General features: G+C 30.5%; 20 protein-coding genes. 3 read left to right on the forward strand and 17 right to left on the reverse strand.

Annotated elements, in window-relative coordinates; genetic code table 11:
- Positions 1-224: 224 nt before the first annotated feature.
- Positions 225-2,294, reverse strand: coding sequence for a beta-glucosidase (locus T483_RS0104260; protein WP_026885719.1), 2,070 nt, complete (start codon positions 2,292-2,294; stop codon positions 225-227).
- A gap of 2 nt (positions 2,295-2,296) precedes the next feature.
- Complete coding sequence (locus T483_RS0104265) at positions 2,297-3,229, reverse strand: helix-turn-helix domain-containing protein (protein WP_026885720.1); 933 nt, start codon at positions 3,227-3,229, stop codon at positions 2,297-2,299.
- 414 nt (positions 3,230-3,643) lie between these two features.
- On the opposite strand from T483_RS0104265, the gene T483_RS0104270 reads away from it, so the two are divergent.
- Positions 3,644-4,048, forward strand: coding sequence for an FMN-binding protein (locus T483_RS0104270; protein ID WP_026885721.1), 405 nt, complete (start codon positions 3,644-3,646; stop codon positions 4,046-4,048).
- A gap of 153 nt (positions 4,049-4,201) precedes the next feature.
- On the opposite strand, the gene T483_RS0104275 is transcribed toward T483_RS0104270, so the two are convergent.
- From T483_RS0104275 to T483_RS0104345, 15 genes are all read right to left on the reverse strand, one after another.
- Positions 4,202-4,675, reverse strand: coding sequence for a PTS sugar transporter subunit IIA (locus T483_RS0104275; RefSeq protein WP_026885722.1), 474 nt, complete (start codon positions 4,673-4,675; stop codon positions 4,202-4,204).
- Positions 4,676-4,780: 105 nt separating this feature from the next.
- Positions 4,781-5,623, reverse strand: a complete 843-nt coding sequence (locus T483_RS0104280; protein ID WP_026885723.1) for a Cof-type HAD-IIB family hydrolase — start codon at positions 5,621-5,623, stop codon at positions 4,781-4,783.
- Positions 5,613-7,091 carry a BglG family transcription antiterminator gene (locus T483_RS0104285; RefSeq protein ID WP_026885724.1) on the reverse strand — a complete coding sequence of 493 codons (1,479 nt, stop codon included), beginning with the start codon at positions 7,089-7,091 and terminating at the stop codon, positions 5,613-5,615. The genes T483_RS0104280 and T483_RS0104285 overlap by 11 nt, the downstream gene beginning before the upstream one ends.
- A 218-nt stretch (positions 7,092-7,309) precedes the next feature.
- Positions 7,310-9,457, reverse strand: a complete 2,148-nt coding sequence (locus tag T483_RS0104290) for a glycoside hydrolase family 3 N-terminal domain-containing protein (RefSeq protein ID WP_026885725.1) — start codon at positions 9,455-9,457, stop codon at positions 7,310-7,312.
- A 12-nt stretch (positions 9,458-9,469) separates the two neighbouring features.
- A complete protein-coding gene (locus T483_RS0104295) occupies positions 9,470-10,864 on the reverse strand; it encodes a sucrose-specific PTS transporter subunit IIBC (RefSeq protein ID WP_026885726.1) in 1,395 nt (464 codons plus the stop codon).
- Positions 10,857-12,230: a glycoside hydrolase family 32 protein gene (locus tag T483_RS0104300; RefSeq protein ID WP_026885727.1), complete on the reverse strand. Its 1,374-nt coding sequence runs from the start codon at positions 12,228-12,230 to the stop codon at positions 10,857-10,859. The genes T483_RS0104295 and T483_RS0104300 overlap by 8 nt, the downstream gene beginning before the upstream one ends.
- A gap of 378 nt (positions 12,231-12,608) precedes the next feature.
- Positions 12,609-13,991 (reverse strand): HAMP domain-containing sensor histidine kinase, encoded by a 1,383-nt coding sequence (locus tag T483_RS0104305; RefSeq protein WP_242841797.1) that lies wholly within the window; start codon positions 13,989-13,991, stop codon positions 12,609-12,611.
- 3 nt (positions 13,992-13,994) lie between these two features.
- A complete protein-coding gene (locus tag T483_RS0104310; RefSeq protein WP_026885729.1) occupies positions 13,995-14,693 on the reverse strand; it encodes a response regulator transcription factor in 699 nt (232 codons plus the stop codon).
- A gap of 1 nt (position 14,694) precedes the next feature.
- Positions 14,695-15,960 carry an ArnT family glycosyltransferase gene (locus tag T483_RS0104315; protein WP_026885730.1) on the reverse strand — a complete coding sequence of 422 codons (1,266 nt, stop codon included), beginning with the start codon at positions 15,958-15,960 and terminating at the stop codon, positions 14,695-14,697.
- A gap of 11 nt (positions 15,961-15,971) precedes the next feature.
- Positions 15,972-16,316, reverse strand: a complete 345-nt coding sequence (locus tag T483_RS0104320; RefSeq protein WP_026885731.1) for a hypothetical protein — start codon at positions 16,314-16,316, stop codon at positions 15,972-15,974.
- Complete coding sequence (locus T483_RS31510) at positions 16,313-16,462, reverse strand: hypothetical protein (RefSeq protein WP_017212021.1); 150 nt, start codon at positions 16,460-16,462, stop codon at positions 16,313-16,315. The genes T483_RS0104320 and T483_RS31510 overlap by 4 nt, the downstream gene beginning before the upstream one ends.
- 24 nt (positions 16,463-16,486) lie before the next feature.
- Entirely contained in the window at positions 16,487-17,182 is a 696-nt protein-coding gene (locus tag T483_RS0104330) for a glycosyltransferase family 2 protein (RefSeq protein WP_026885732.1), read from the reverse strand.
- A 427-nt stretch (positions 17,183-17,609) separates the two neighbouring features.
- On the reverse strand, positions 17,610-19,067 hold the full coding sequence (locus T483_RS0104335; RefSeq protein WP_026885733.1) for an FAD-dependent oxidoreductase: 1,458 nt from the start codon (positions 19,065-19,067) through the stop codon (positions 17,610-17,612).
- A gap of 61 nt (positions 19,068-19,128) precedes the next feature.
- Positions 19,129-20,373: an NADH-ubiquinone oxidoreductase-F iron-sulfur binding region domain-containing protein gene (locus T483_RS0104340; RefSeq protein ID WP_026885734.1), complete on the reverse strand. Its 1,245-nt coding sequence runs from the start codon at positions 20,371-20,373 to the stop codon at positions 19,129-19,131.
- A gap of 13 nt (positions 20,374-20,386) precedes the next feature.
- Positions 20,387-22,495, reverse strand: a complete 2,109-nt coding sequence (locus tag T483_RS0104345) for an FAD-dependent oxidoreductase (RefSeq protein WP_026885735.1) — start codon at positions 22,493-22,495, stop codon at positions 20,387-20,389.
- A 99-nt stretch (positions 22,496-22,594) separates the two neighbouring features.
- On the opposite strand from T483_RS0104345, the gene T483_RS0104350 reads away from it, so the two are divergent.
- Positions 22,595-23,413: a MerR family transcriptional regulator gene (locus T483_RS0104350; RefSeq protein WP_026885736.1), complete on the forward strand. Its 819-nt coding sequence runs from the start codon at positions 22,595-22,597 to the stop codon at positions 23,411-23,413.
- Positions 23,414-23,691: 278 nt separating this feature from the next.
- Positions 23,692-24,513 carry a methyl-accepting chemotaxis protein gene (locus T483_RS0104355; protein ID WP_026885737.1) on the forward strand — a complete coding sequence of 274 codons (822 nt, stop codon included), beginning with the start codon at positions 23,692-23,694 and terminating at the stop codon, positions 24,511-24,513.
- Positions 24,514-24,589: the final 76 nt, after the last annotated feature.

Below are 24,589 nucleotides of genomic sequence, written 5' to 3' on the forward strand. Positions count from 1 at the left end.
AATAAATAATGAATGCTCGAACTTTTTTAGTTTTCAAAATAATTCTTATTCAAAAAGCATTGAATTCTAATTAAAACTTATATATTATAAAAATATGACTTGATATGGCAGAGTAAAGTAATTATATTTTTATGTACAGTTAATATTAACTAATCAACCAACTAATATTAACTATCATTAAACTAATACTTTTCACTCTGTCATTTCATTTGTATTTGATACAATTACAATGTAACTTTTCCCATGTGTAGATCTGAATCTGCGCTGCTGCTTCCTATATACACCTCATACTCCATTTTCTCTAATTCCATTTGTTCTGTTTTTGGATTATACCAGCAAAGCTCCTCTTTATGGCAAGTTATTGTAACTTCCTTGCTTTCTCCTGGCTGTAAATTTACACGAGCAAAACCTCTTAACAATTTTACAGGTCTCTCTACAGATGAATTTTTGAATCCGACATACATTTGTACGACTTCATCCCCTGCCATTTTTCCTATATTTTTAACAGTACATTTAGCGATAACACTATCATCAGATGCATCAAACTTTGCATCACTAAAATCAAATTTAGTATAAGATAGTCCATATCCATATGGAGCAGATGGTTTTATGCCTTCCTTTTCTAACTTTGTATATCCATGATAGTAATCATACCATTGAGATGTTGTATCCCAATTTACTTGTGGAAGATCACTTTCTTTAAATGGAATTACATATGGTAGTTTTCCACTTGGATTAACATCTCCAAATATAATCTCTCCTATTGCAGTTCCGCCTTCCATACCTGGATAATATGCCATCATTATAGCTCCGACGCTTTCTTTCCATTCTTCCATCATTATCATATTTCCACCAATTAACACAGCTATGGAATTAGTGTTAACAGGACCTACTTCCTGTATTAATTTAATTTCATTTTCATGAAGACCTAATGAATTTTTTCTATCTCCACCTACTGCTCCTGTATAAGATTCAAATTCATCTTCTGATATATATTCACCTTCATCGTCATAGTTATATCCAACTACAAATATAACTGCGTCTGCATCTTTAGCTAATTCTTTTGCATGTTCCAAATTTTCACCATTGTAATATACAACTTGTGCTTTAGGTGCTGAATTTGCAATTCCTTGTAATGGTGTTATGACATAAGCTGGTCTTACCTGACTTGAACCGTGATCTCCAATTACTTCTTTATCTCCTAACTTTCCTAACACAACAATTTTTTTTGCTTTATCTTTGCTTAGTGGCAATACATTATTTTCATTCTTAATTAATGTAATCCCCTCTCTTGCTGCCTGAAGTGCAAGTTTAATGTGATCTTCACATCCAATTACGCTCTCATCATATTCATTTGAATAAGCATCTTCAAATGCTAGCAATGTACGCACGATACGTAATGCAGATTCATCAATTTTACTTTCTTTTACTTGTCCATTTTTTACTGCCTCTACTAATTTATCTCCAAAAAACTGAGTGCAGCACATTTCCATATCTTGTCCGCCATTAGCTGCTTCAACCGTATCTCTGACTCCCCAGATAAAGTCACTCATAACAAATCCATCAAAATCCCATTCCTTTTTCAATACTTGATTTAATAAGTAATCATGATGTCCACAATGAGTTCCTTTGTATAAGTTATAAGAACTCATAATAGCTGCTGCACCTGCTTCAACACATTTCTTGAAATGAGGAAGAAATACTTCTCTCTCTGTACGTTTATCACATTCAACATTTACTTTAAATCTGGAAATTTCCATTTGGTTAAAGGCAAAATGTTTTACACATGCGATTACATTTTCGTCTTGTACACCTTTAACTAATGCTCGTCCCATTTCCCCTAAGTGAAAAGATTCTTCACCATAAGTTTCTTGGCTTCTTCCCCAGCCTGGATTATACGGAAGATTGATACATACTCCTGCAAATAAGTTCCCTTTATACCCATGAACTTCTTTACCTATAGCATTACCTATTTTTTCTTCTAATGCTGTATCAAATGTTGCACCTCTAAGCATTGATACTGGAAAACATGTGCTTTTTCCTGCACTACAAACTACACCTCTTGGGCCATCACAGAAAAGCATAGAAGGCACATTCTTCTTCTCTATTCCTCCAGCTGGATAAGGATAACTATTATAATGTTTTTGCTCATCAGCATCTCTCAAATCAGAGAGCATATCATTAAGAGTAACATTTCCACCCATTAAGGAAACCTTTTCTTCTAAAGTTAAAGAGTTAACTATTTCCTTTGCCTTTTCAGTATAAGATAATCTTTTTAATTTAGTACATTTCATTTTTACATATCTCCTTTACAATATTTTTCTAATAAATTAATAGATTCTTTAAAATCAAAACGCAAATAGCCTTGTACATTAGGATCAGCATTTAAACTTGCCCCACTTTTTCGGTATTCAGAAGGGGTCACACCTATTTCCTTTTTAAAAGCTCTGTAAAAAGTACTTTCAGAATAAAAGCCACAATCATTTGCTATAAAGCTAATTGACTTGTTTGAAAACTTAAGCATATATTTAGAAGCCTCTATTTTGCTGCTAAGCACTAAATCCTTAGGTGATAATCCAATGTTTGCCTTTAAGAAACGATAAACTGATTTCTCGCACAAGCCTATAAATTTATATAGTTCATCTAATACTGTATCCTTTTTACAGTTTTTTTGGATAAAGTTTATTACCTGCATGAGCAATTCTGTGTTTTCTGTTTCTTTCAAATCTACAGCTTTTTGATGAATATCATATAATGTGAATTCAAATAAGTCCGCTATTAACATATAAACCAAAGATTTTACCCGGTAAGTGTTAAATATTTCATCATTCTGACTTTCAAGTCCAATTTTAGCAGCATTAGTAACGTATGCATCATATCCGTTCTTAGGTTTCTTATCATCAAGCTTGCTATTTAAGTAAAAATAATACGATCTATTATCATCTTTTGTATTTTTGAATAAATTCTCATTCATTTGAATAAACAAGCATAAATTATCTTCTTTAGTACGTTGTAATTCATGTACTGCTTTTGAATTTAATAATACAATATCCCCTGCTTCCAAAACCGTTATCTTTGGGCTTGCATTTACTATTAAAGATCCTTTCAGAACTAAAATTAATTCATAATCATAATGCCAATGAAAACTAGAATGCTCAATTGATGTTACAAACACCTTTGCTGGATATTTCTCTTCATGTTCAATTGTTTCAAAAATATATGAACTCATATTTCCCCCATTTCATGATACACTATAACCACTTTGTAAATATTTACACTTTGATTATAAGTTATATCAAAATATATTTGTTATCATTTTTGTACAAATTCTATTTCATTTTCAGACTACTCATATTATAACTGAATCATATAAGGTGCATAAAAATAAATTAAATATTTCATATTATGTATAGACAATCTATAAGCTAATAAACTGTATAGAACTTAACTAATTCCCTAATTTCTAGCTATTCCGAATCATAATAAAAAAATGGAACAATAATTTATCTTTGAAATCTCAAACCCAATACTTTGGAAATTTATGATAAAATATTATTATGTGAAAAAGAAATATTATAAATTTAACAGAAGATGGAATTAGCCTTTTATTAGAATCTATTAAAAAGTAAAGGATGTATCTTATATGTTAAATGTAAAAAAAATATTATTAGGTGTAGTTTGTCTTGTTGTAATCACAGTTATAATCGTTGGAGGAAAATATCTAATCTCTGTTAGAAATTATCAAACAACAATTAAAGGATTAACAATTAACAACGTAGATTTATCAAAGATTCCCGATGGAAAATATATTGGTTCATACGATGCTAATTTAATTAGCGCAAAAGTTTCAGTTACAGTTAAAAGCCACAAGATTGAAAATATAGATTTACTAGAACATAAAACCGATAGAGGCAAGCCTGCAGAAGTTATTCCAAGTATGGTAGTTAAAGCACAAAGTTTACAAGTAGATACTGTTTCAGGAGCAACAAATAGCAGTAAAACAATTTTAAAGGCTATTGAAAATGCACTAAAGCCTAATCAGAAATAAAGATATATCAATAAAATGGGCTGTAAATAGATTTTGTCTTTACACAAATCTACCTACAGCCCAAAAACATAATATTTAAAATCCAATACGCATAATTTAGTTCCATATACGTTATAAACATTCTATTTCACAGAACTTTTATCCCTCATTACCTTACTTAACAATATTGACTATGTTAGCTTGTCCTGCATCAACCTGTATATCGCCATTAACCAGTTCACATATTTCGCCACTAGTAAATATAACTATCACATCAGTTGATGGAACTTTATTTTTTATTTCTTCTATGTCAAACTCTAAGAGCTTATCACCTATTTTTATCTTTTGCCCTTCTCTAACAAATGTTTTGAATCCTTTACCATTGAGTTTGACTGTATCAATACCAACATGAATTAGAATTTCAGCTCCATTATTTGCTTTTAGACCTATTGCATGCAAAGTTGGAAAAATCATTGATACTACACCAACTATAGGTGAATACACAACACCTTGTTTAGGCTCAATTGCAAAACCGTCACCTAAAGCTTTAGACGCAAATACCTCATCTATTACAGATGTTACTGACTTTAGTTTTCCCTCCGTTGGTGACACTATTTTGAACTTTGTCCTATTAAATAAATTAAACATATTTTCCAGCCTTCCTTTTATAAACTACTTTTTTCTATATTTATTGCACCGCTAATTCTTATCTCTAGACTTTTGCACCATTTAGAAAATCATAAATACAATATATCAGTTATCTAAAATTTGCAATATTGCCTCTGCCGCTCCATTTTTATCATTGTCTAGTGTAATGAAATCTGCTTTAGCTTTAATTTCTTCACTTGCATTTCCCATTGCAATGCCAATTCCAGCCATTTGAAGCATTTCTATATCATTATTATTATCCCCAATAGCAGCTATTTCCTTCAAATCTATTTCTAGCAATTCAGCTAGTTTTTCCAGACCAGCCCCCTTATTTGCGCTATGAATGTTAATCTCAAGATTATCCTCTACAGATGAGGTTATTTTAACTTTATCATTTATAGATAACAAACTATTATATACTTCATTTTTCATATCATCTTTTAAAAATGGAATATTTATTTTTTCTACACATTTTATCCATTCACATTCTGATCTATCATCAACTACCGAAAAAATATTCTTTATTAAATTATGACTGTCTGACATAAGATTTAAGCATTTTTCTGATAATCCATATTTAACGGGATTTATAAAAACCTCTTCATCTATATAAGCATTCCCGTTAGAATAAAACTCAACAACGATTGGATAATCCTTAATTATTTCAATTATCTTCTTTAAAATATCTATAGTAATAAAGTTAGAAAAAACTATTTCATTTTTTCTTAAATTTACTACAGCCGCTCCATTTGAAGATATTGCATATGTAATTTCCTCTATTGATTTTATTTCATCACATATTAATCCAACACTTCTTCCAGTTGCCAGAACCACCTGAACTCCCTTTTCAATCGCCATTTTAATTGCAGTAAGAGTTTTGTCACTTATATAACCACAACTGTTTAATACTGTCCCATCTAAATCCAATGCTATAAGTTTAATCTTCATTTACACCTCCATGATAGTTTATTAAAAATTCCTGTATTCTCTTAATATTTTCTTCCTGCAATACATAGTTAATATAAATAATCTTAGTTTTACTTGGTAATATAACATTAAATAATCGTATTGGAGTAAAGATCACATCTACATCTACGGAATACTGTCTTATATAATTTAAGGAGAAACTTCCTATGATTTCGATTTTATCACCACAGTAATTATTGATTTGTTTTGCCATGCTCGAAGCTGCACTTTGTCCAATATCACTTATTATTATTGCTTTTATTTTTGTTTGGGCAAAAGCTCCCATATAAAGTATGATAAAGCCCAATTCTTCTTCTTGAATCTTATAACTATACTTATCAAAAACTAGTTTATATAATATATCTGCCATTTCTGTTTGAAGCTTATATAATTCCTTTGCATTTCTTATAGATGCATTGTGTTCAAAATGTCCTTGTTCTAAACGATAAAGCATTTTATCTATATGTATGCTTAACATTTTCTTTAACTCTGGATTTTTCAAATAGCTACAATTATATTTTTTATCTACTATCGATAAAAATTCTTCTGTTAACTCCGCGATTTCTTTTCTTGGCTCCACTTTAACACATTCATCATATAATACTCTTTTAGTTAAAAGGCAATCTTTTAAAAAGTTTCTATCACACTCAGATATTCTAATATCATTTTGAATTAAAAGTTCCTCAATTTCCTTCATAATATCTTCAAATACTTGAGGATACTGTCTACTAGTTTCTGATTCTAAAAGTAATCCCGCTTTGTTACGATATATCATTATAAATAAATCTAACAAAAATCCTTCTACCGATTTATCAATTAGAATCAAATTATTTCTATATAAAATAACAGGTAATTCCTTTTGCAAAATTTCATATATTTTGCTATATGACTCTCCAAACTGAAACTTCAAAACTTTATACATTAAAATAGATCCAAATGTTTTATAATTTAATGTTTCAGATAATATATGCCTTATGCTTCTTTCTTTTCCACGAAAATAGATGCCTTTTTTTGTTCTTTCAATATTAAGTCCATTAAAATTTCGTAAATATTCATCAATTTCCTTTAGAGTTTTTATCATTACCGTTTTTGATACATACATAATATCTGCTAAATTCTGAACTGAAATAGGCTCTTTTATAAATGTCAAATATATAAAAGTAAATAAAAATCTTTCTCCAGGTGTTTCTGGCAATTCTACCTTCTTCAAACTCAAAATCATATTATTTAGAAATTCATAAAACTGAGTTCTCTCTCCTTTAAGAATAAAATAACCTCTAGCTGAAGACGAGTTTATCCTCATATCTTTATGTCTTAATATATCATTTATCTCATGTATTTCCATCCTGACAGTCCTTAAGCTGATACCTAACTTTTCCATAAATTCATTGGGTCGCACATATTCATTATGTAATAAATCTCTAAGCATAATTACTTGTCTTGATTTCATAAATCCTCCACTTTTATAATATAATCATCTTTTTTTGCTACAACATTAGATAATATGTTTTATGCATTTTTTCCTCCATATATTTGTTGTACAAGACTCTTTACTATATTATATACGAAAGATAGGTCACATGAAAAAATAGATATATTTTAATTGTTATTAAAAATATTTTTTCAAAGAATTTCCCTCGCCATAAGAACGAGGGAAATTCTTAAATTCTAGCTAATTAATCTAACCTCAAAAGAAATTCCTTCTGAAGAATCCTTTCCTAATGTAAATTCAAACATTCCTTCATCACTTTTATATTGATTCTCTCCATTCCAATAACGAAGATCTTTTTCATCAATGGTAAACTCTACAGTTTTTGTTTCATTAGGATTAATCATAATTTGTTTGTATTTAATCAACTGTTTAACTGGTCTTGAAATATCTGCAACTTTATCTCTCATATACAATTGTACTGTTTCTATACCAGTATACTTTCCTATGTTAGTAACATTAATACTGCATGATATTCGCTCTTTTTTGCTTAGTTCTTTTTTACTTATATTTAAATTATCATACTTAAACTGCGAATATCCCAGCCCATATCCAAACGGAAATAGTGGCTCATTTAGGACATCTAAATATTGGGACTTATATCTTTTTTCGTTCTTAAGTAATTCTTTTGGTCTCCCTGTTGCTAAATTATTATAGTAAACTGGAATTTGACCTACTCCTCTTGGAAAGCTCATAGTAAGCTTTCCACTTGGATTATAATCACCATATAGAATATCTGCAATTGCATTTCCACCTTCTGTTCCTGGGAACCAGCACTCTAAAACTGCATCGGCTTCTTCTATTACATTAGTAAGATCTAGTGGGCGACCATTTATTAGAAGAACTATCAAAGGCTTGTTCAACTTTTTCATACAACGTAAAAGCTTTATTTGAGCTTCTGGAAGAGTTATATTGCTAACACATCCTGCTTCTCCGCTTTTTTCTTCTTCTTCTCCTAATGCTAATACAATAACATCTGCTCTTTTAGCTTTTTCTATTATTTCCTCTGATTTTTCTTTCGAAATTTCATTAAAGGATGTCGTTTCTACGCCTTCAAGCCTGATATTCTTATTTATTAATCCTTGTTCAATTGTAATTACATCATTAAGGTCTCCATCTAAAGACCATGGGCCTAATATTGATGAGCTACTTGCATATGGTCCAATTAATATTACATTTTTACTACGCTCCAAAGGCAATACATCGGAATTTTTTAATAACACTGCAGATTTAGAAGCCGCTTCTCTTGCTACCTTTCTGAAATCACTACATAACAATGTTTGCTTTTCTTTTTCATAAGAAATCCCTCTGTATGGATCTTCAAATAATCCACACTCATTCTTAAGTAAAAGAATTCTCTCCACTGCTTCATCTAATAGCTTTTCCATACTCTTATCTTTGCATAGTTCTGGTAAAGCTTCAAAATATGCTGTAGTAGCCATTTCAATATCTATTCCAGCTTTTAATGATAACTTTGCTGCATCTATGCTATTTTCCGCTGTGCCATGAGGTATTAGTTCCTTTACTGCTCCCCAGTCGGAAATCACGGCACCTTCATATTTCCATTCTTCTCTTAATATTTTTCGCAAGAGCCATGTATTAGCAGTAGCTGGTATTCCATTCAATACATTAAAGGAAGACATTATTGATTTTGCTCCAGCTTTTATAGCTTCATAATAAGGTGGAAAATATTCATTTCTCAATCTACATTCTGAAATATCAACTGTATTATAATCTCTTCCTCCCTCTGCTGCTCCATATGCCGCAAAATGTTTTACACAAGAAATTAAGGTATCTGGATCTTTTAAATCACCATTTTGATATCCTCGAACCATGGCTGCTCCAAATATACTATTGAGAAGAGTATCTTCTCCAAAACTTTCAATAACTCTTCCCCATCTTGGATCTCTGACTATATCTACCATAGGCGAAAATGTTGCTTGATATCCTGAAGAACTGCCTTCTCTTGCTGCAACTCTTGCAGTTTTTTCTATTAATTCCTCATCCCATGAACATGAAAGCGCTAGTGGAATAGGAAATATAGTCTTAAATCCATGTATAATATCATGCATAAAAAGTAGCGGAATTCCTAAACGGTTATTATCTAAATATTCTTTTTGAATTTCAAACATCATCTTTGCATCTAATTTACCTAAAACAGTTCCTATCATCCATTTTTGCTCTTTTGTAAATTTAAGCTTAGAAACCGTTCCTGTTGCTGAAGTATTAGAATTATAATAATAACTTGTTCTGATTTGTGTTAATTGTCCTATTTTTTCTTCCAATGTCATCTTAGACAACAGGGTTTTTATCTCTTCATTTTTCATAAGCTTCCTCTCTTACTGCTCTTCTTTATCTTTATATCCAAACATGAATGTTAGCGCAAAGGCTACTCCAAAAGAAATCGCTATTACTAATATATATAATGGAAATTGATTATTTAAATAAAGAAGCATTCCTGGTAAAGCAGATATCCCCATACCAGTGGCTTTAAGTTTAAATAGTGAGGCTAAAAATCCACCTACACCTCCACCAACAAGTCCCATTATAAACGGTTTTACAAATCTTAAATTGACACCGAATATAGCTGGTTCTGTAATCCCCAAAAGTGCTGATATTACTGATGGAAAAGATAAAGCTTTGATTTTTTTAGACTTAGTTTTCATACCTACTGCAAATGCTGCTCCAGCCTGTGCAGCTATTGCACAAGAACCTATAGGATTTACAAGATTCCAGTTTGTTTGAGCCAGCATCTGAATTTCAACAACACTTAATGCTTGGTGAATTCCTGTAACTACTATTAATTGAGATATTCCTCCCCAAATTAATCCACCTAATCCAAGAGGTAATGTAAATAACATTGTTACAACGTATACAAGAGAAACCTCAATTTCATGAGCAATAGGCCCAATAATTAATAATCCAAAAATTAATGTAACAAGTAATGTCAAAAATGGTGTAAGTATTAAATCAAATGTATCTGATATTCTTTTTCTAAGCCAAATCTCAAATTTTGCTCCAATAAATCCTGCAAAGAAAGCTGGTAATACTGATGCCTGATATCCTGACATCTTAAGACCGAATAACACAAGTGGTTCAGCTGTTCCTTGAGCTACTGCCCAACCATTAGGAAGTGATGGGCTAACAAGCATAAGTCCTATCATAATTCCAAGTATTGGTGTTCCCCCAAACTTTTTAAATGATGACCAGCAAATAAGAACTGGTAAAAATGCAAATGCAGTATCGGTTAATATTTGAGTAAATGCTAATAATGAACTCGGAATGCTTTCTGGTGTTAATCCAAACATTGCTAATATTGGTTGTTGTAATAAAACTCCTCTAAGTCCCATGAACAACCCTGTAGCAACCATTGCTGGTATGATTGGTACAAATATATCAGAAAATATACGAATTGCCCTTTTAAATTTGTTATCGCCTTGCTCAGCTACCATTTGGCTTTGCTCTGATTTTGATGTACCAGATATGCCAAGATTACTTACTTGTTCAAATACTTTATTTACAGTTCCTGTACCAAAAATAATTTGATATTGTCCTGAAGTAAAGAAAAATCCTTTTACCTTATCAATCTCTTCAACTACTTTATCATCAACTTTTTGTCTATCTTTAAGAATAAGTCTTAATCTTGTAGCACAGTGAGCCGCCGAAATAATATTATCTGCGCCTCCTACTGCTTCAATAACTTCTTTAGCGATCTTTTCATAATTATCACTCATTTATATTTTCCCCCTTGTAATTCCACAAATTTAGTTTTAATTTTCCATTAGAATTTATTCGGATATCATTATCCTGAAAATACACTCTGCTAGAAATAACTTTTTCCCCTTCGTTTATAAATATTTCCACTGATGAGTTATCAATAAATACCCTAAGCATCTTTAAACTTTCGTTAACATTTAAGGATTTTTCATCAAACTCTCCTGTAAGCCAATTAAGTCTTTTAATATTTAATATCTTATCATTGGAATTGTAATGTAGTTTAAGCGCTCCTAATATAGTACAATTAAATTCATTTTCATCATCTAAAATGAATTCCATCTCTTTATAGTAATCCCTAACTTCTAGACTTATTTCTTCATTTTCTATATGTTTCTCAATTTTATCATTTCTTAAAGATTGTAATTCTTTAATTGGTTTCTGATATAACCAATTATTTTTATATATGAACTCTCTTGGATATGTAAAGCTGTGAAGCCATCCATCGTTTACAGATAACTGTGACATTTGGTAGTCATATTCACCGCCCCCCATCCAAGACATATATAATGTTCGTTTATTTTCATCTACAAAAGATTGAGGTGCATAAAAATCAAACCCTTCATCTACTCTAATTCCTTCTTTATGTGGTGTAAATGTTCCTTTTTCTTTTGAAAATTCACCACTCATCCATACTGCATGACAGCTATCTTTTTCTATTCCATTTTCTATCTTCTTCTCTTGCCTGCTGACAATTAAGATATACTCTTCTCCAAGGCGAATCATATCTGGACATTCGCACATATATCCCCAGTTCATCGTGTCTGGAAGCAAATTGCCTTTATAATTCCAATTATATAAATCTTCTGACCAAAAAAGTGCTACATTTCCTTTCTTTTCACTAGTCTGTGCTCCTACTATCATCCACCATATATTTTCTTCTTCATCTTTCCAAACTTTTGGATCTCTAAAATGTGCTGTGTATCCTTCTGGCAGATAGATAACTGGTCCATGTTTTTGAAATGTAATTCCATCTTCTGAAGTTGCTAAACATTGATAAGTTTCTCTATCTCCATTTTCTTTTCTTACATTCCCTGTATAAAACAGATATATTTTTCCATTAAATACAATTCCATTTCCAGAATAGCATCCATTTTTGTCATACCACATATCTGGCTTTAATGCTATCCCTTTGTCTTCCCAGTTAACTAAATCTTTAGAAATACAATGCCTCCAGCATTTTGCCCCTTGTGGTGTAACTTCTTCTAACCATTGATAAAAAGCATGATATGTTCCTTTGAATTCTACTAATCCATTTGGATCATTTAAAAAACCTGTTTTGGGTGTAACATGATGCTTAGGTTTTATCCTATTTTCTTTATCCATCTAATCTCTTTCCTCCTTCCTCTTATCGTTTACACCTGTATTATATAACATAAGATCTCGCAAACAAAGTCGCTTATTTACCTCTAGAAGTGGCAAAATAAATATCATATATTTTCACTTTTTTATCATGTTTAATACTTTTTACTCACTACTTACGTATAATTATTTTTTATATAAGATCTACTAAGCTGACTTTACGAAATATTTAGCATTACGAAATTAGTTAATATTACAATAAGAGTATTTATACAGATTCCTATAAAATCAAAACACCTCACTAGAACACAAATTTTAGATTCTAGTGAGGTTTATGGTCTATATAATACGTGCGCATGAATAATAATGTCTTTTATTTTCTTGTATTTTACACCTTATTACTTATTTATATATTCTTAGATAGATCTTAAACACATCATTCTCACATTCTGCCCAGATTTCACCCTTATGAAGTTCTACTATATTCTTTGAAATCGCCAGTCCTAGCCCTGACCCACTAACTTTAGAGTTTCTAGATTTATCACTTCTATAAAATCTTTCAAAAAGTTTTAATGTATCTTCTAAACCGTCGTTAGCTACTTCATTTTTAAATGAAATGGTTACATATTCACTGCTTTCTATTAAATTTATATATATCTCTGTGCCTTCTACACCGTACTTAACTGCATTTGATAACAGATTTTCAAAAACTCTTCCTAGCTTGCTTGAATCAACATTTAAAATTACTTTAGATGCCTCGTACTCTTTTTTTAAATTCATATTTCTTTTTTGAGCTTCACCAAACAATTCGCCTATGCTTTGCTCTAATATCTCAACCACATTTACCTCTCTCTTATTTAAAGATATTCCGCCTGATTCTAACTTGGAATATTCAAATAGATCTTCTATAAGCTTATTTAACTTATAAGCTTTTTCTATGGAAATAGCAGTATACTTCTTTTTATTTTCCTCTGTAGTCTTTTCGTCCCCTACAAGCTGCATATAAGCTATAAGCGAAGTTAATGGAGTTCTTAAATCATGTGAAACATTAGTTATAAGCTCTGTTTTAAATTCTTCCTGAGCTCTTTCCTTTTCAATATTTTCCTTAAGTTTCTCTGCCATGGAATTCATACTTTCAGCCAAGAATCCAAGCTCATCCATCCCCTTCTTTTGAATCCTATAATCTAAGTTTCCATTTGAAAATTCTACTGCACCTTCTGCTATTTGTTTTATATATTTTACTTTTCTGCTGGTTAAAAAGAATGTTAAAAGCATTGCTATAATTACAGGCGACAATAAAATCATTAATAATTCATTATCAGTATATTTTTTCTCATCAATTTCATTATACTTCTCATAAATATATAGTTTTTCTTCATTACCATCTATTGTGATATCATAAACTTGATATACATTCCCATCTTTGTATTCTCTATTAAGCCACTTCCGGATTTTTTCTACATCTAATTTATCTCCTTCTACATTTTTTGATTTCAGCAATATATCTCCATTTACGTCTGCTATTACAGCATTTACATCATATAATTTTGCAACATTATTTAAGTATTCTTCACAGGATTCATCATTTCTATTTACAAATCTGTTTATATCAACAAAAGCTTTATTAAAATTATTAACATGCCCAGACACAGTACCTTCATATATATAATATAGAATTGCACCTATTCCCACTAATATTATTAAAGCACTAATAACATTCATTAATATAAATTTTATATTCAAGCTGCTTAAGCTTTTTATTATTTTATTCTTCAACCCTTTCACCTCTTACTTATCAATCTTGTATCCAACACCCCATACCAACTTTATATATTTAGGCTCTTTCGGGTTGATTTCTATCTTTTCTCTTATATTTCTAATATGAACTGCTACAGTATTATCAGAATTGAAAAAAGGTTCATCCCATACATTTTCATATATCTGTTCAGTACTTAATACTCTGCCAATGTTTGTTGCTAAAACTTTTAAGATTTCAAATTCTCTTGGAGTCAATCTAACAAATTTGTCGTCTACAAATACTTCCCTATTTGCTGTATTTATTACAAGCCCATCTATGCATATCTCATCATCATTTTCTTCTCTTGGTTCATTAAAACTTGTAGTTCTTCTTATTTGGGATTTCACTCTTGCAACAAGTTCTAAAGGATTAAATGGCTTTACCACATAATCATCTGCACCAATATTTAAACCTAATATCTTATCACTGTCCTCACTTTTAGCTGACAGCATTATTATAGGCATCTTTTTTTCTTCTCTGATTTTTAAGCATGTCCTAATGCCATCTAATTTAGGCATCATTATATCTAAGATTATTAAATCTATAGCTTCATTCTTTAATTTTTCTAAAGCTTCTAATCCATCACAAGCTGTGACAACCTCATAACCTTCATTTATCAAATAAATTTCTATAACTTCTCTTATATCTTTTTCATCATCTACAACTAATATTGATTTTTTCTTTTCCATGCTATACACCTTGCCTTTTCCTTATCTTTGAATCTCTATATTTGCACATTTTATGGTAAACATAATTACCTGAAAAAATAATCATCAGTGGCATAAGAGGATATGCATATCTGCTACATGTAAAGTATGGAAGATACACTGCATTCATAGTTATTATACTTAGGGTAATAACCTGTTTTCCTAAAGTGAAATTTTTTTCTTTAACAACATTTCTAATACTAATAATTGCTGTAATTAATATAAAATAATGTTCTATAAACGCAAGCAAGTTTTTTATACCTATATATTGAGTCCAATAAAACGGCTCATACCAAAAGTAAAAAGTCTTTCCAATTGTATACCAATATGCAAATTTAAAAGGTTCTTCTTTTCCGTATATATTTAACCTTTCTATTCCTTCCTCTACTTCATATTTATCATTTTGTATAGAATCATCGCTCTTCCTATACTCAACTCCCCATCCGTTATCCTGATTATAGTTAATAAATGTACCTTGCAAAAATGGATTACCACTTGACTTTGTAAATGGTATAAACATATTAAAATTATTGTAATTTCTTACCCACCAAGGCGACATTATAATGCAAAATATAATTACTACTATACTAGCATATTTAACCATTTCTTTCATCTTATACCTAGCCTTAATCCAAATTGCAAGTATTACTAGTGGGTATACTGCTATTGTCGGTTTAAATAAACAACCTAAACTCCAAACTATTCCTGCCAGTGCATAGTATTTTATTTTCTTAGTTTCTAATGCTTTAATACTTAAATATATAAGCAATAGAATCAAGAACTTAAATGTGACTTCCATTAATATAAGGTTTGCAGAATATATCTCAACAATATAAATTGAATCAACTATACAAGCTATTAAAGCTGCTTTTTCATTAAAAACTTTTTTTCCTATTAGAAATATTAAATTTAAGCTGCATATCTGCAGAACAACTTGAAATATCCTAAATGCCATGATGGCCTGAAATTTCCCAAATATCATTACAAAGAACGAGAGTATAAAGGTTAATCCTGGCATTATATAAACTGTGGGCTTACTTATATCTTCATACGAAAATATTCTATTCTCTACCAAATTCCAAGCGCTTCTTATATATTTAACATCATCATTATCAAAACTCTCCAAACTTCCAAGCAATGTAGAATTACCATGTTTGAAAATCGAAATAAGAGCCACTATTATAAATAATATTTCCAAAAGAATAAGTCCAAATTTTATCCTTTTATTTTCCTTATAAGTAATAAACATATTTTTCTCCTCTACTTAGCAATAATAAATGTTCCAATTATTATAAATATTGCTCCTAAACCTTTGTTAAATGTAAAATACTCCTTGAATATTAAAACTCCAGCAAGTATTCCCCCTATATAACATAAGCTTTGCAATGGATATATCCTGCTTAATTCTTCCTTTGATAATATGTAGATCCAAATTATTGTAGCAAACACATATATAATGCCTCCGCCTAATATATAAGGATTAAAAAACATATCAATAATTCCTGTAATTGAGAAATTAAAACTACTTTTTCCTATACCAATCTTCCATAATACTTGACCTGAAACCAACATTATTATGTTTAAGAATAACAATAAATACATCATCTATTCTCTTGCTCCTTTATAAATTGCCAAATCACAGCATTTTCTTGTATCAGCCTAACTAATCTCCTCTTTATCTCATATATTTGTCTGACTAAATAAGCTATTGCAAAAATTAATATTATCAAAAAAATTATTATTCCATTCATAATTTAATCTCCTTATTTACATTTTTAATAAACTTGCTTTTGAGCTGTTATCAATGTTGATAGTGTTACTTTAATCATGTAATAAATCGATTTTAGTGGTGTTATGGATGACTTTCCTTCATATCTTTGCCTCATATTTACACCAATCTCTTTAACCTTCAAGCCATTTTTGTATGCATATACTATAGTTTCAACTTCTGGATAATCCTTTGGATAGTATTTTGCAAAAAGCTCTATTGCCTTTTTATTTATTAATCTGTATCCAGAAGTAGTATCATAATAATTACTTCCACATAGCAACGAAACTAATTTAGAAAAATATTTTATTCCCATTCCTCTAAATATACTTGGTATATAATTGGATTTCTCTACAAACCTTGAACCTATAATCATATCGAAATTGCCCTTTTCCATTTGTTTAACTAAATTTTCTAAATCCTTTGGATCATGCTGACCATCACCATCTATCTGCACAGCTATATCATATCCCTTATTTAATGCATAGATATAACCAGTCTGAACAGCTCCCCCAATCCCTAAGTTTTCATTTAAATTTATTACTTCTGCTCCTGCCTTTTTTGCTTCAAAATATGTATTATCTTTAGAACCATCATTAACTACAATGACATCCGCAAATACATTATTATTTCTTATTGAAGTTATTACATTATAAATATTTTTTTCTTCATTATAAGCTGGTATTATAATCAAACACTTCATTACTTTACTCTCCTTTTTCCTTGATCTGCTATAACTTAATTTTAATTATCAAAATTAAAGAACTATTTATTAAATTTATGAAGAAATTATGAAGTTCATCTTTGGCCTACAATCTATAGATATAAATCTGTAGTTTTCAGAAATAGAGCATTTAACAGGAACTTAAAATCATATATATGTTGCAATAAATTACATAACGAAAACCTTCTGAATAATACATTCATCAATCAAAAAGTCTATATTCTCCTGTGAAATGAGAAAGCCCCATGAAAATCTAAATTTTAGATTTTCATGGGGCTTATAGATATCCAATTTAAGAATTAAACTTATTAGATGAACATATTTACAAAATTGCTAGAACTTTAAGCTAATATCTTAACTAGAAATCATACTATTTCAAATCCACCACAAAAGCAATTAAGCTTTTCTATTCTTCTGTAAAGTGCTCTTTTATATATTTAACTGAATTTTCACCAGCCATTCTGCCTGAATTTAAGGCAAATCCTAATGAGTTTCCTGGAAGAATAAATGCATAGTCTGGATTATATAAAGAGTTTGCATCTGTTCCTGCTGCAAATAATCCTGGTACTACATTAGATTCTGCATCCATTGCTTGTGTCTTATAGTTAATTTTAATTCCACCTGCACTACCATATGCACTTGGAGCAAATTTTAAAGCATAATATTTTGGACCTATTAATGGTTTTAAATATTTTGGATTTTTATTGAATATGTTATCTCTTGATTTGCAAGCTTCATTATAATCATTTATTGTTTTTACAAGACCTTCTTTATCAATTCCTGCTTTTTCTGCTAATTCTTCAATGGAATCTGCTATGAATAAAATATCATTTCCGTTTTTAATAAATTCATTCATTTCTTGCTTGAAATCATCCATACTAATATTTGAAGTTACAACATTTATTAGCTCTAAACCGTTTTTCTCATAATATTTCATAATGCTATCATCTATAATTGAAAATACAGTTTTACTTTTTTGCTTACAGATAGCATTAACTGAAAATACAGGATTTTCAACTACAGCTTCATCATAGAATCTTTCACCATCTAGATTTACAAAAACATTTGGTTGTCTAAATGGAAGTTCGATTGGAGCATATCCACCTGTATTAGGTGCAAAGAAAACTAATTCTAAGTCCATTGTGTCTTTTGCTGCCCCAGCTTCCCATGCCATTTTAATTCCATCTCCTGTAAGTCCTGGAATTCTATATGAAAATAAATCTTTTCCCCATTCAAATCCTGTATACTTTTTAATAAATTCAGGATTATCACCAAATCCTCCTGTTGCAATAATAACTGCTGAGCCATATGCTTCAATTTCACCATCTTTATCTTTTGCAACTACGCCTATTACTTCTCCATTATCTTTAATTAAACTTTGAATTGGTGATTCTAAACAAATTTTAACTCCTAATTCTTCTGCTCTGTCTGTCATTGCTTTGATCATTGTAGCAGCGGCTCTAAGACCAGGCGCTCCTGTCTTTGGCTGAACAATATGCCAAGTTGCTTCTGAACCCGGGAAATATTTTGATGGTAGTGCAAATTTTACACCCATATCTTCTAGCCATTCAATTGTACTTGCTGATTTATAAATATAATCTTTTACAAGTCTTGCGTCTGCGCGCCAGTGAGTATAATCCATGAATTTTTGAAAAGCTGCTTCTCTTGTACAGTCAATAAGTCTTTCCTTTTGCATTTTAGTCTCTACACCTAAAGGACCCATTGCCATATTAGCGCATCCACCAGTAGTATTTGCTTTTTCAAACACTATAACTTCAGCCCCTTGTTCTGCAGCTGCAATTGCTGCTGCAAGTCCTGCTGCTCCTCCACCTACGATAATTACATCTGATTCCATTTCACGCATATTTGTTACCTCCTAAATTTAATTAATGATTAAAAAATATATATTAATTTTTGATTATGAGCTATTTTCTTCGTCTTCTTCCAAGTCCAAGGCCTTTCTTTTCACCTAAAGCACCTTCATCAAAGCTTCCAACTTCTATTGGTTCTGATGGTAATTTAGGCTTTACTGAGCCATATCTCTTTACTGCTTTTACGCTGCATATCTCTTCACATTTTTTGCATTTATCACAACAATCCATATCAATTATATGAATTAAATTATTTCCACCTTTTATTGCTTTTTGAGGACAATCCATACAATCGCCACACCCATTACAAACCTTTGGATCTATAAAATAATTAGCATAAGCTATACAATTTAGTGTACTACAAATTTTTCTATCAATATGCTTTTCAAATTCATCTCTAAATTTATTAATAGCTGTATATAATGGATTAGAAGCGCTTCTTCCAAAATCACACAAAGTCCCAATTTTAATTGTTTCACTTAACCGGATAGCTAAACTAATGTCACTCTCTTTTCCTTTTCCTTCAGTTGCATCCTTAATGATTTTGTATAATTGGTAAATCCCTTCCCTGCAATATACACATTTCCCGCAGGTCTCTTTGCTATTATCTAGCATTTTTTGAGTTACCCAATTCACAACACACGTATCTACGTTATAAACTTCTATTTTTGATACTTCTACCATTGTCCCATTTCCCATTAAACTTGAATATAAGAATGGAGTATCTAATTCTTCTTCTGTGAAAACAGCACCTGTATTTCCACCTACCTGCACGAACTTTATTGCTTTTTCAGATTCAGTTCCGCCACCATATTCACTTATAATTTCCTTTAAAGATGTTCCAAATGGAATTTCATAGATTCCAGGATTTCTAACATCTCCAGCTATTGAAATAATCTTTTTATGGATATAATTTTCTTCAAATGAATTCTTAAGGGCATACATTGTTTCTGCATTATGTACTAATGTTATTTCATTAAATACATCTTTTTCAAAAGCTTTCTTATTCCCAACTAGCACTACTTCTATTGCATATGATTCTAATTGCATTTTGAAATTACTATAACATTCACTAAGATAAATTTTAACTTTTTCTATCCCTAATTCCTTTTGGCATATTTTAATTCCATCAATAACCTTACTTATGTGCTGTTCTAATAAATATCTTATATTTTCACTTTGACTATTATCTTCAATAAAAAGACATGCTAATTCTTCCCATTCCCTGCTTTGCCATCTATCTATAAGATTAGTATTTTTTATTCCATGTCCTGATATTTTTATATTTTCTGCTAGCATTTTTTCACCACCTTTACTTCACCTTATATTCAGTCCAGAATTTTGCCTTTGTAAGTTTTGGACGCAAATCACATTGAAGGCATCTAGAAGCCTCGCATTGTGCAGTTTTTGTATCAAATCCCACTGTCATTAAATTGAAATTATTTATTCTTTTATCAACTGGAACACATTTATAATTACTACATTCCTTTTTAGCAAAATCTTCTTCCATTCCTATCATTGGATCTAAAGGCTGTTCAGATGATAAGACTTCATCTATAACTCCATCTCCACCTAAATATTTATCAATACTTGATACGGCTTTTCTTGCTCCTGCTATTGCCTGAATTACAGATGCTGTTCCTGTCACTGCATCTCCAACAGCAAAGATTCCAGCTTCATTAGTTTTATAACAATCGTCAATATTTACTAGACCTCTTCCGTTAAGCTCAATTTCTTTAAATGCTCCAAGGTCTGCTCTTTGGCCTGTTGCAAAAATTATCATTTCACCTTTGATTAAATGTTCTGAGTTCTCTTTTATATTTAATATTAATTTCTTATTCTCATCAAAGTGGAAATCTTCAACTTCCTGACATACTATCCCAGAAGCATTCCCATCATTATCTTCAATTTTTACAAATGTTCTGCTATTGTAAATTTGAATTCCTTCTTCAATTGCTTCTTCAATTTCTTCATCACTAGCAGTCATGTTTCCTTTTCCTTCTAAACAAACAACTGCAACACTTTCAGCTCCTAATCTCTTTGCTGATCTTGCACAATCAAATGCCACATTTCCTCCACCCAAAACAACAACTGATTTCTTCATTTCAACGTCTATATCTATCAAATCTCTTCTTAAAAAATCAATATTTACATATACATCTTTCAAATCAGACCCAGGGATTGGAATTCTTACACCTTTATCTGTTCCTATAGCAATTACAACTGCATCATAATTCTCTTTTAATTCTTTTAAAGATTCTACCTTACTGTTAGTAATAATATTAACTCCTGCTTCACGAATTACATCTATTTCAGATTCTACAACTTCTTTAGGAAGTCTATAATCTGGAATACCTGCTGAAAGCATCCCTCCTGCTACTGGGAGCTTTTCATATACATCTACTGCATGTCCAAGTTTTGCAAGATAGTAAGCTGTTGTAAGCCCTGCTGGCCCTGATCCAATAATCGCAGCTTTCTTGTCAGTTTTATCCTTTTTAAATGATTTATCTTTCCACTTATAAGAATCAGTTTCAGCTGCAAATCTTTTTAATTCACGTATTGAAACAGCTCCATTTATATCTTTTCTTCTACATGCAGATTCACAAAAACGCATACATACAAGACCTAATGATTTAGGAAATGGTGCTTTTTCACGAATTACTGCTGCTGCTTCATCAAAATTTCCGTCCTTTATGTAACGAACATATTTAGGAACATTAATTCCTGCTGGACATTCATGCTTACATGGAACTAATACATCATCTCTATTTCCATCTTTGAATACACCTTTTTTATCTTGAAGAGCCCCTGTTGGACATACTTCAACGCAAGCCCCACAAAAACGGCAGTTTGCATCTGATAATGATAATCCATTTTTAACTCCAACATAAATTCTATCTTCTTCATTTTTATCATAATCTAAAATTCCAACACCTCTGATATCATGGCATGCCCTTACACATCTGCCACATGCTACACATCGGTTTAAATCTCTAATAATTAATGGGTTTTCTGTTTCAACAGGAACAGCATTAAGAGTTCTTCTTAATCTTGAAGTACTGACACCTAAATATTGAATTAATGATTGCAATTCGCATTTTAAATACTTTGGACATGTAGTACAATCGTCTACATGGTTAGCAAGCATCAGTTCCATTGATAATCTTCTCATCTCATCAAGTTTTTCTGATTTTGTTTTAACAACCATTCCTTCTTCAATTTTTGTGGTACATGCTGTTTGTATATCATTTTTTCCTGATATTTCAACTACACATAATTTGCATCCCCCAACATCATGAAGATCTGGATGATGGCAAAGATGTGGAATATAAATATCAGCATCTTCAGCTACTTGCATAATTGTTTTATTTTCATCAGCGCATAATTCTATATTATCTATTATGACTTTTATACTACTCATGTTAACCTCCAATTTTCTTGACTCTTGTACAAAAGTTACTTTATACTATTAATATAAACGTTGCCATAATGGTAAAGTCAATAGTGGAGTGTGAAAAAAATGACAAATCTATATACAATAGGTGAAGTATCTCGTTATATGAACATATCAACTAAGATATTACGCCATTACGATCATTTAAATTTGCTAAAACCTTGCTATATTTCACCAGACACTAAATATAGATATTTTAGTTATGATCAACTTTTTATAATTGATGTAATTCGATATTTAAATAAAACTCTGTTAATTCCATTAGAAGATATCAAAAATATACTTGATGAAAATAAAGATTATGATAAACTATTAACATTTTTAGAGTCTCATAAGGAACAGTTAGATAAAAAGATAGCTGCTATCGAATATTCAAAGCAGCTTACAGATAGTATGATATCTGATATAAAAGAATTGAAAAAATCTCCAAAAAAAATTGAGACCTATGAACAATATCTAATGAGCAGAAATTTTTATTATCTTGAGCTCAATACTTCTATTTATGATATTGATAAATATGTAACTAGGCATATAACTAATATTACTAATATAGATATTACAGAATACAACACTATGTGTTTACTATTCTCCTTATCAGAATATATGAAGACTAAAACTTTAAATGTCAAAGGTTTTGGGGTATTCTCTGAGAAAAAAATTCCTCAATTAAAATTTAAAAATTTGCGTGAAGGTCGATATATTAATCAAAGCTTTATTTATTCAGAAGAAAATACTATGTCCGCAATAAACAACATAACTAAGTACGCTGATATAAAAAATATGAAACTTGATGATACAGCTTTTTTAGTCTCAAAGATGGTAGATTTATCTGTTTCCTCAAAGTATGATTATTTAATGGAGCTTCAAATAATGCATCATATGTAAATATCCCAACTAAGACCTAAACTTATGCATATGAATCGCCAAAATGGAGATTATGCTGTTATTCCAGTTTCTAATGAAACATTTCACAAAAGCATAATTCTTATTTCTAGTTGAGATATATTTCATGGTATAAATCTGCTTATAATTAGTTTATCTATATGTAAAACCAATATTTCTACATTTCATACAAAGAATTTCATTTTATTACATTATTTATGAAATCTGTATAATTATGTTGTATAATATGAAATAACTAATTAATTATAAGGGGAGATAGTATGAACAGAGAAATAATCAATTCACTAAAAGATGTACTTCCATTACTTAAAGACATGCTTAGAGAAGACATTGCCATATCAATTACAGATACTGAAAAATTTATAGCTTATTATCCCAATGAAAAAATACCAATGAAATTAAGTGTAGGCGATAAGATACAAGAAGGTGATCCATATCTAGAAGCAATGAGAACTAAAAAAGTCACTTCAAATATTTTACCAAAAGAGATATTTGGATTTGTATTCCAGGGCATATGCTATCCACTTATTGATGATAGTGGCAATGTCTTTGGAGCTGTTGGTGTTGCCAAAAGCCTTGAAAAGCAGGCAATTATTCAGGAGTCTTCTGAAAACATTTTCAATTCTATGGAGCAAACTAATGCAGGTCTTGAAGAAATAGCAAGTTCTTCTCAAAAATTGGCTTCAACTATAACTAACGTAGTAAATTATACAAAAGCTACTAATAAAAAGTTAGAAGATATAGATTCAATACTTATATCAATTCAAAATATTGCTTCTCAATCTAATTTGCTAGCGTTAAATGCCGCTATAGAAGCTGCTAGAGCAAGTGATGCTGGCCGTGGATTTAGTGTAGTTGCAAACGAGATGAAAAAATTAGCACTACTTAGTAGTGAGTCAGGTAAGAGAATATCAGACATTATGTCTCAAATAAAAGAGTCTATATTACATATTGAAAGCGAAATATCAGAATCAAGCTTAACTGCTGATTCACAAGCTGCTGCTACAGAAGAAATAACTGCTTCAATTGGAGAAATAACAAGCTCCACTGAAAAATTAAAAAATATTGCAACAATAAAATAATTTAAATTTATTTATAGATAACCAAATTAAGGCCTGAACTTATGCATATAACTCGCCGAAATGAAAACATACTTTT

Source organism: Clostridium beijerinckii HUN142, from assembly GCF_000621745.1.
In the GTDB taxonomy this organism is placed as follows: domain Bacteria; phylum Bacillota; class Clostridia; order Clostridiales; family Clostridiaceae; genus Clostridium; species Clostridium beijerinckii_A.

Excerpts from the sequence above, each read along its gene's own strand:
- T483_RS0104300 (WP_026885727.1), bottom strand. The coding sequence starts at position 12,230 with ATGGATAAAGAAAATAGGATAAAACCTAAGCATCATGTTACACCCAAA.
- T483_RS0104345 (WP_026885735.1), bottom strand. The coding sequence starts at position 22,495 with ATGAGTAGTATAAAAGTCATAATAGATAATATAGAATTATGCGCTGAT.
- T483_RS0104280 (WP_026885723.1), bottom strand. The coding sequence starts at position 5,623 with ATGAAGATTAAACTTATAGCATTGGATTTAGATGGGACAGTATTAAAC.
- T483_RS0104275 (WP_026885722.1), bottom strand. The coding sequence starts at position 4,675 with ATGTTTAATTTATTTAATAGGACAAAGTTCAAAATAGTGTCACCAACG.
- T483_RS0104355 (WP_026885737.1), top strand. The coding sequence starts at position 23,692 with ATGAACAGAGAAATAATCAATTCACTAAAAGATGTACTTCCATTACTT.
- T483_RS0104320 (WP_026885731.1), bottom strand. The coding sequence starts at position 16,316 with ATGATGTATTTATTGTTATTCTTAAACATAATAATGTTGGTTTCAGGT.
- T483_RS0104285 (WP_026885724.1), bottom strand. The coding sequence starts at position 7,091 with ATGAAATCAAGACAAGTAATTATGCTTAGAGATTTATTACATAATGAA.
- T483_RS0104330 (WP_026885732.1), bottom strand. The coding sequence starts at position 17,182 with ATGAAGTGTTTGATTATAATACCAGCTTATAATGAAGAAAAAAATATT.
- T483_RS0104270 (WP_026885721.1), top strand. The coding sequence starts at position 3,644 with ATGTTAAATGTAAAAAAAATATTATTAGGTGTAGTTTGTCTTGTTGTA.
- T483_RS0104310 (WP_026885729.1), bottom strand. The coding sequence starts at position 14,693 with ATGGAAAAGAAAAAATCAATATTAGTTGTAGATGATGAAAAAGATATA.
- T483_RS0104290 (WP_026885725.1), bottom strand. The coding sequence starts at position 9,457 with ATGAAAAATGAAGAGATAAAAACCCTGTTGTCTAAGATGACATTGGAA.
- T483_RS0104340 (WP_026885734.1), bottom strand. The coding sequence starts at position 20,373 with ATGCTAGCAGAAAATATAAAAATATCAGGACATGGAATAAAAAATACT.
- T483_RS31510 (WP_017212021.1), bottom strand. The coding sequence starts at position 16,462 with ATGAATGGAATAATAATTTTTTTGATAATATTAATTTTTGCAATAGCT.
- T483_RS0104260 (WP_026885719.1), bottom strand. The coding sequence starts at position 2,294 with ATGAAATGTACTAAATTAAAAAGATTATCTTATACTGAAAAGGCAAAG.
- T483_RS0104265 (WP_026885720.1), bottom strand. The coding sequence starts at position 3,229 with ATGAGTTCATATATTTTTGAAACAATTGAACATGAAGAGAAATATCCA.
- T483_RS0104335 (WP_026885733.1), bottom strand. The coding sequence starts at position 19,067 with ATGCGTGAAATGGAATCAGATGTAATTATCGTAGGTGGAGGAGCAGCA.
- T483_RS0104295 (WP_026885726.1), bottom strand. The coding sequence starts at position 10,864 with ATGAGTGATAATTATGAAAAGATCGCTAAAGAAGTTATTGAAGCAGTA.
- T483_RS0104350 (WP_026885736.1), top strand. The coding sequence starts at position 22,595 with ATGACAAATCTATATACAATAGGTGAAGTATCTCGTTATATGAACATA.
- T483_RS0104315 (WP_026885730.1), bottom strand. The coding sequence starts at position 15,960 with ATGTTTATTACTTATAAGGAAAATAAAAGGATAAAATTTGGACTTATT.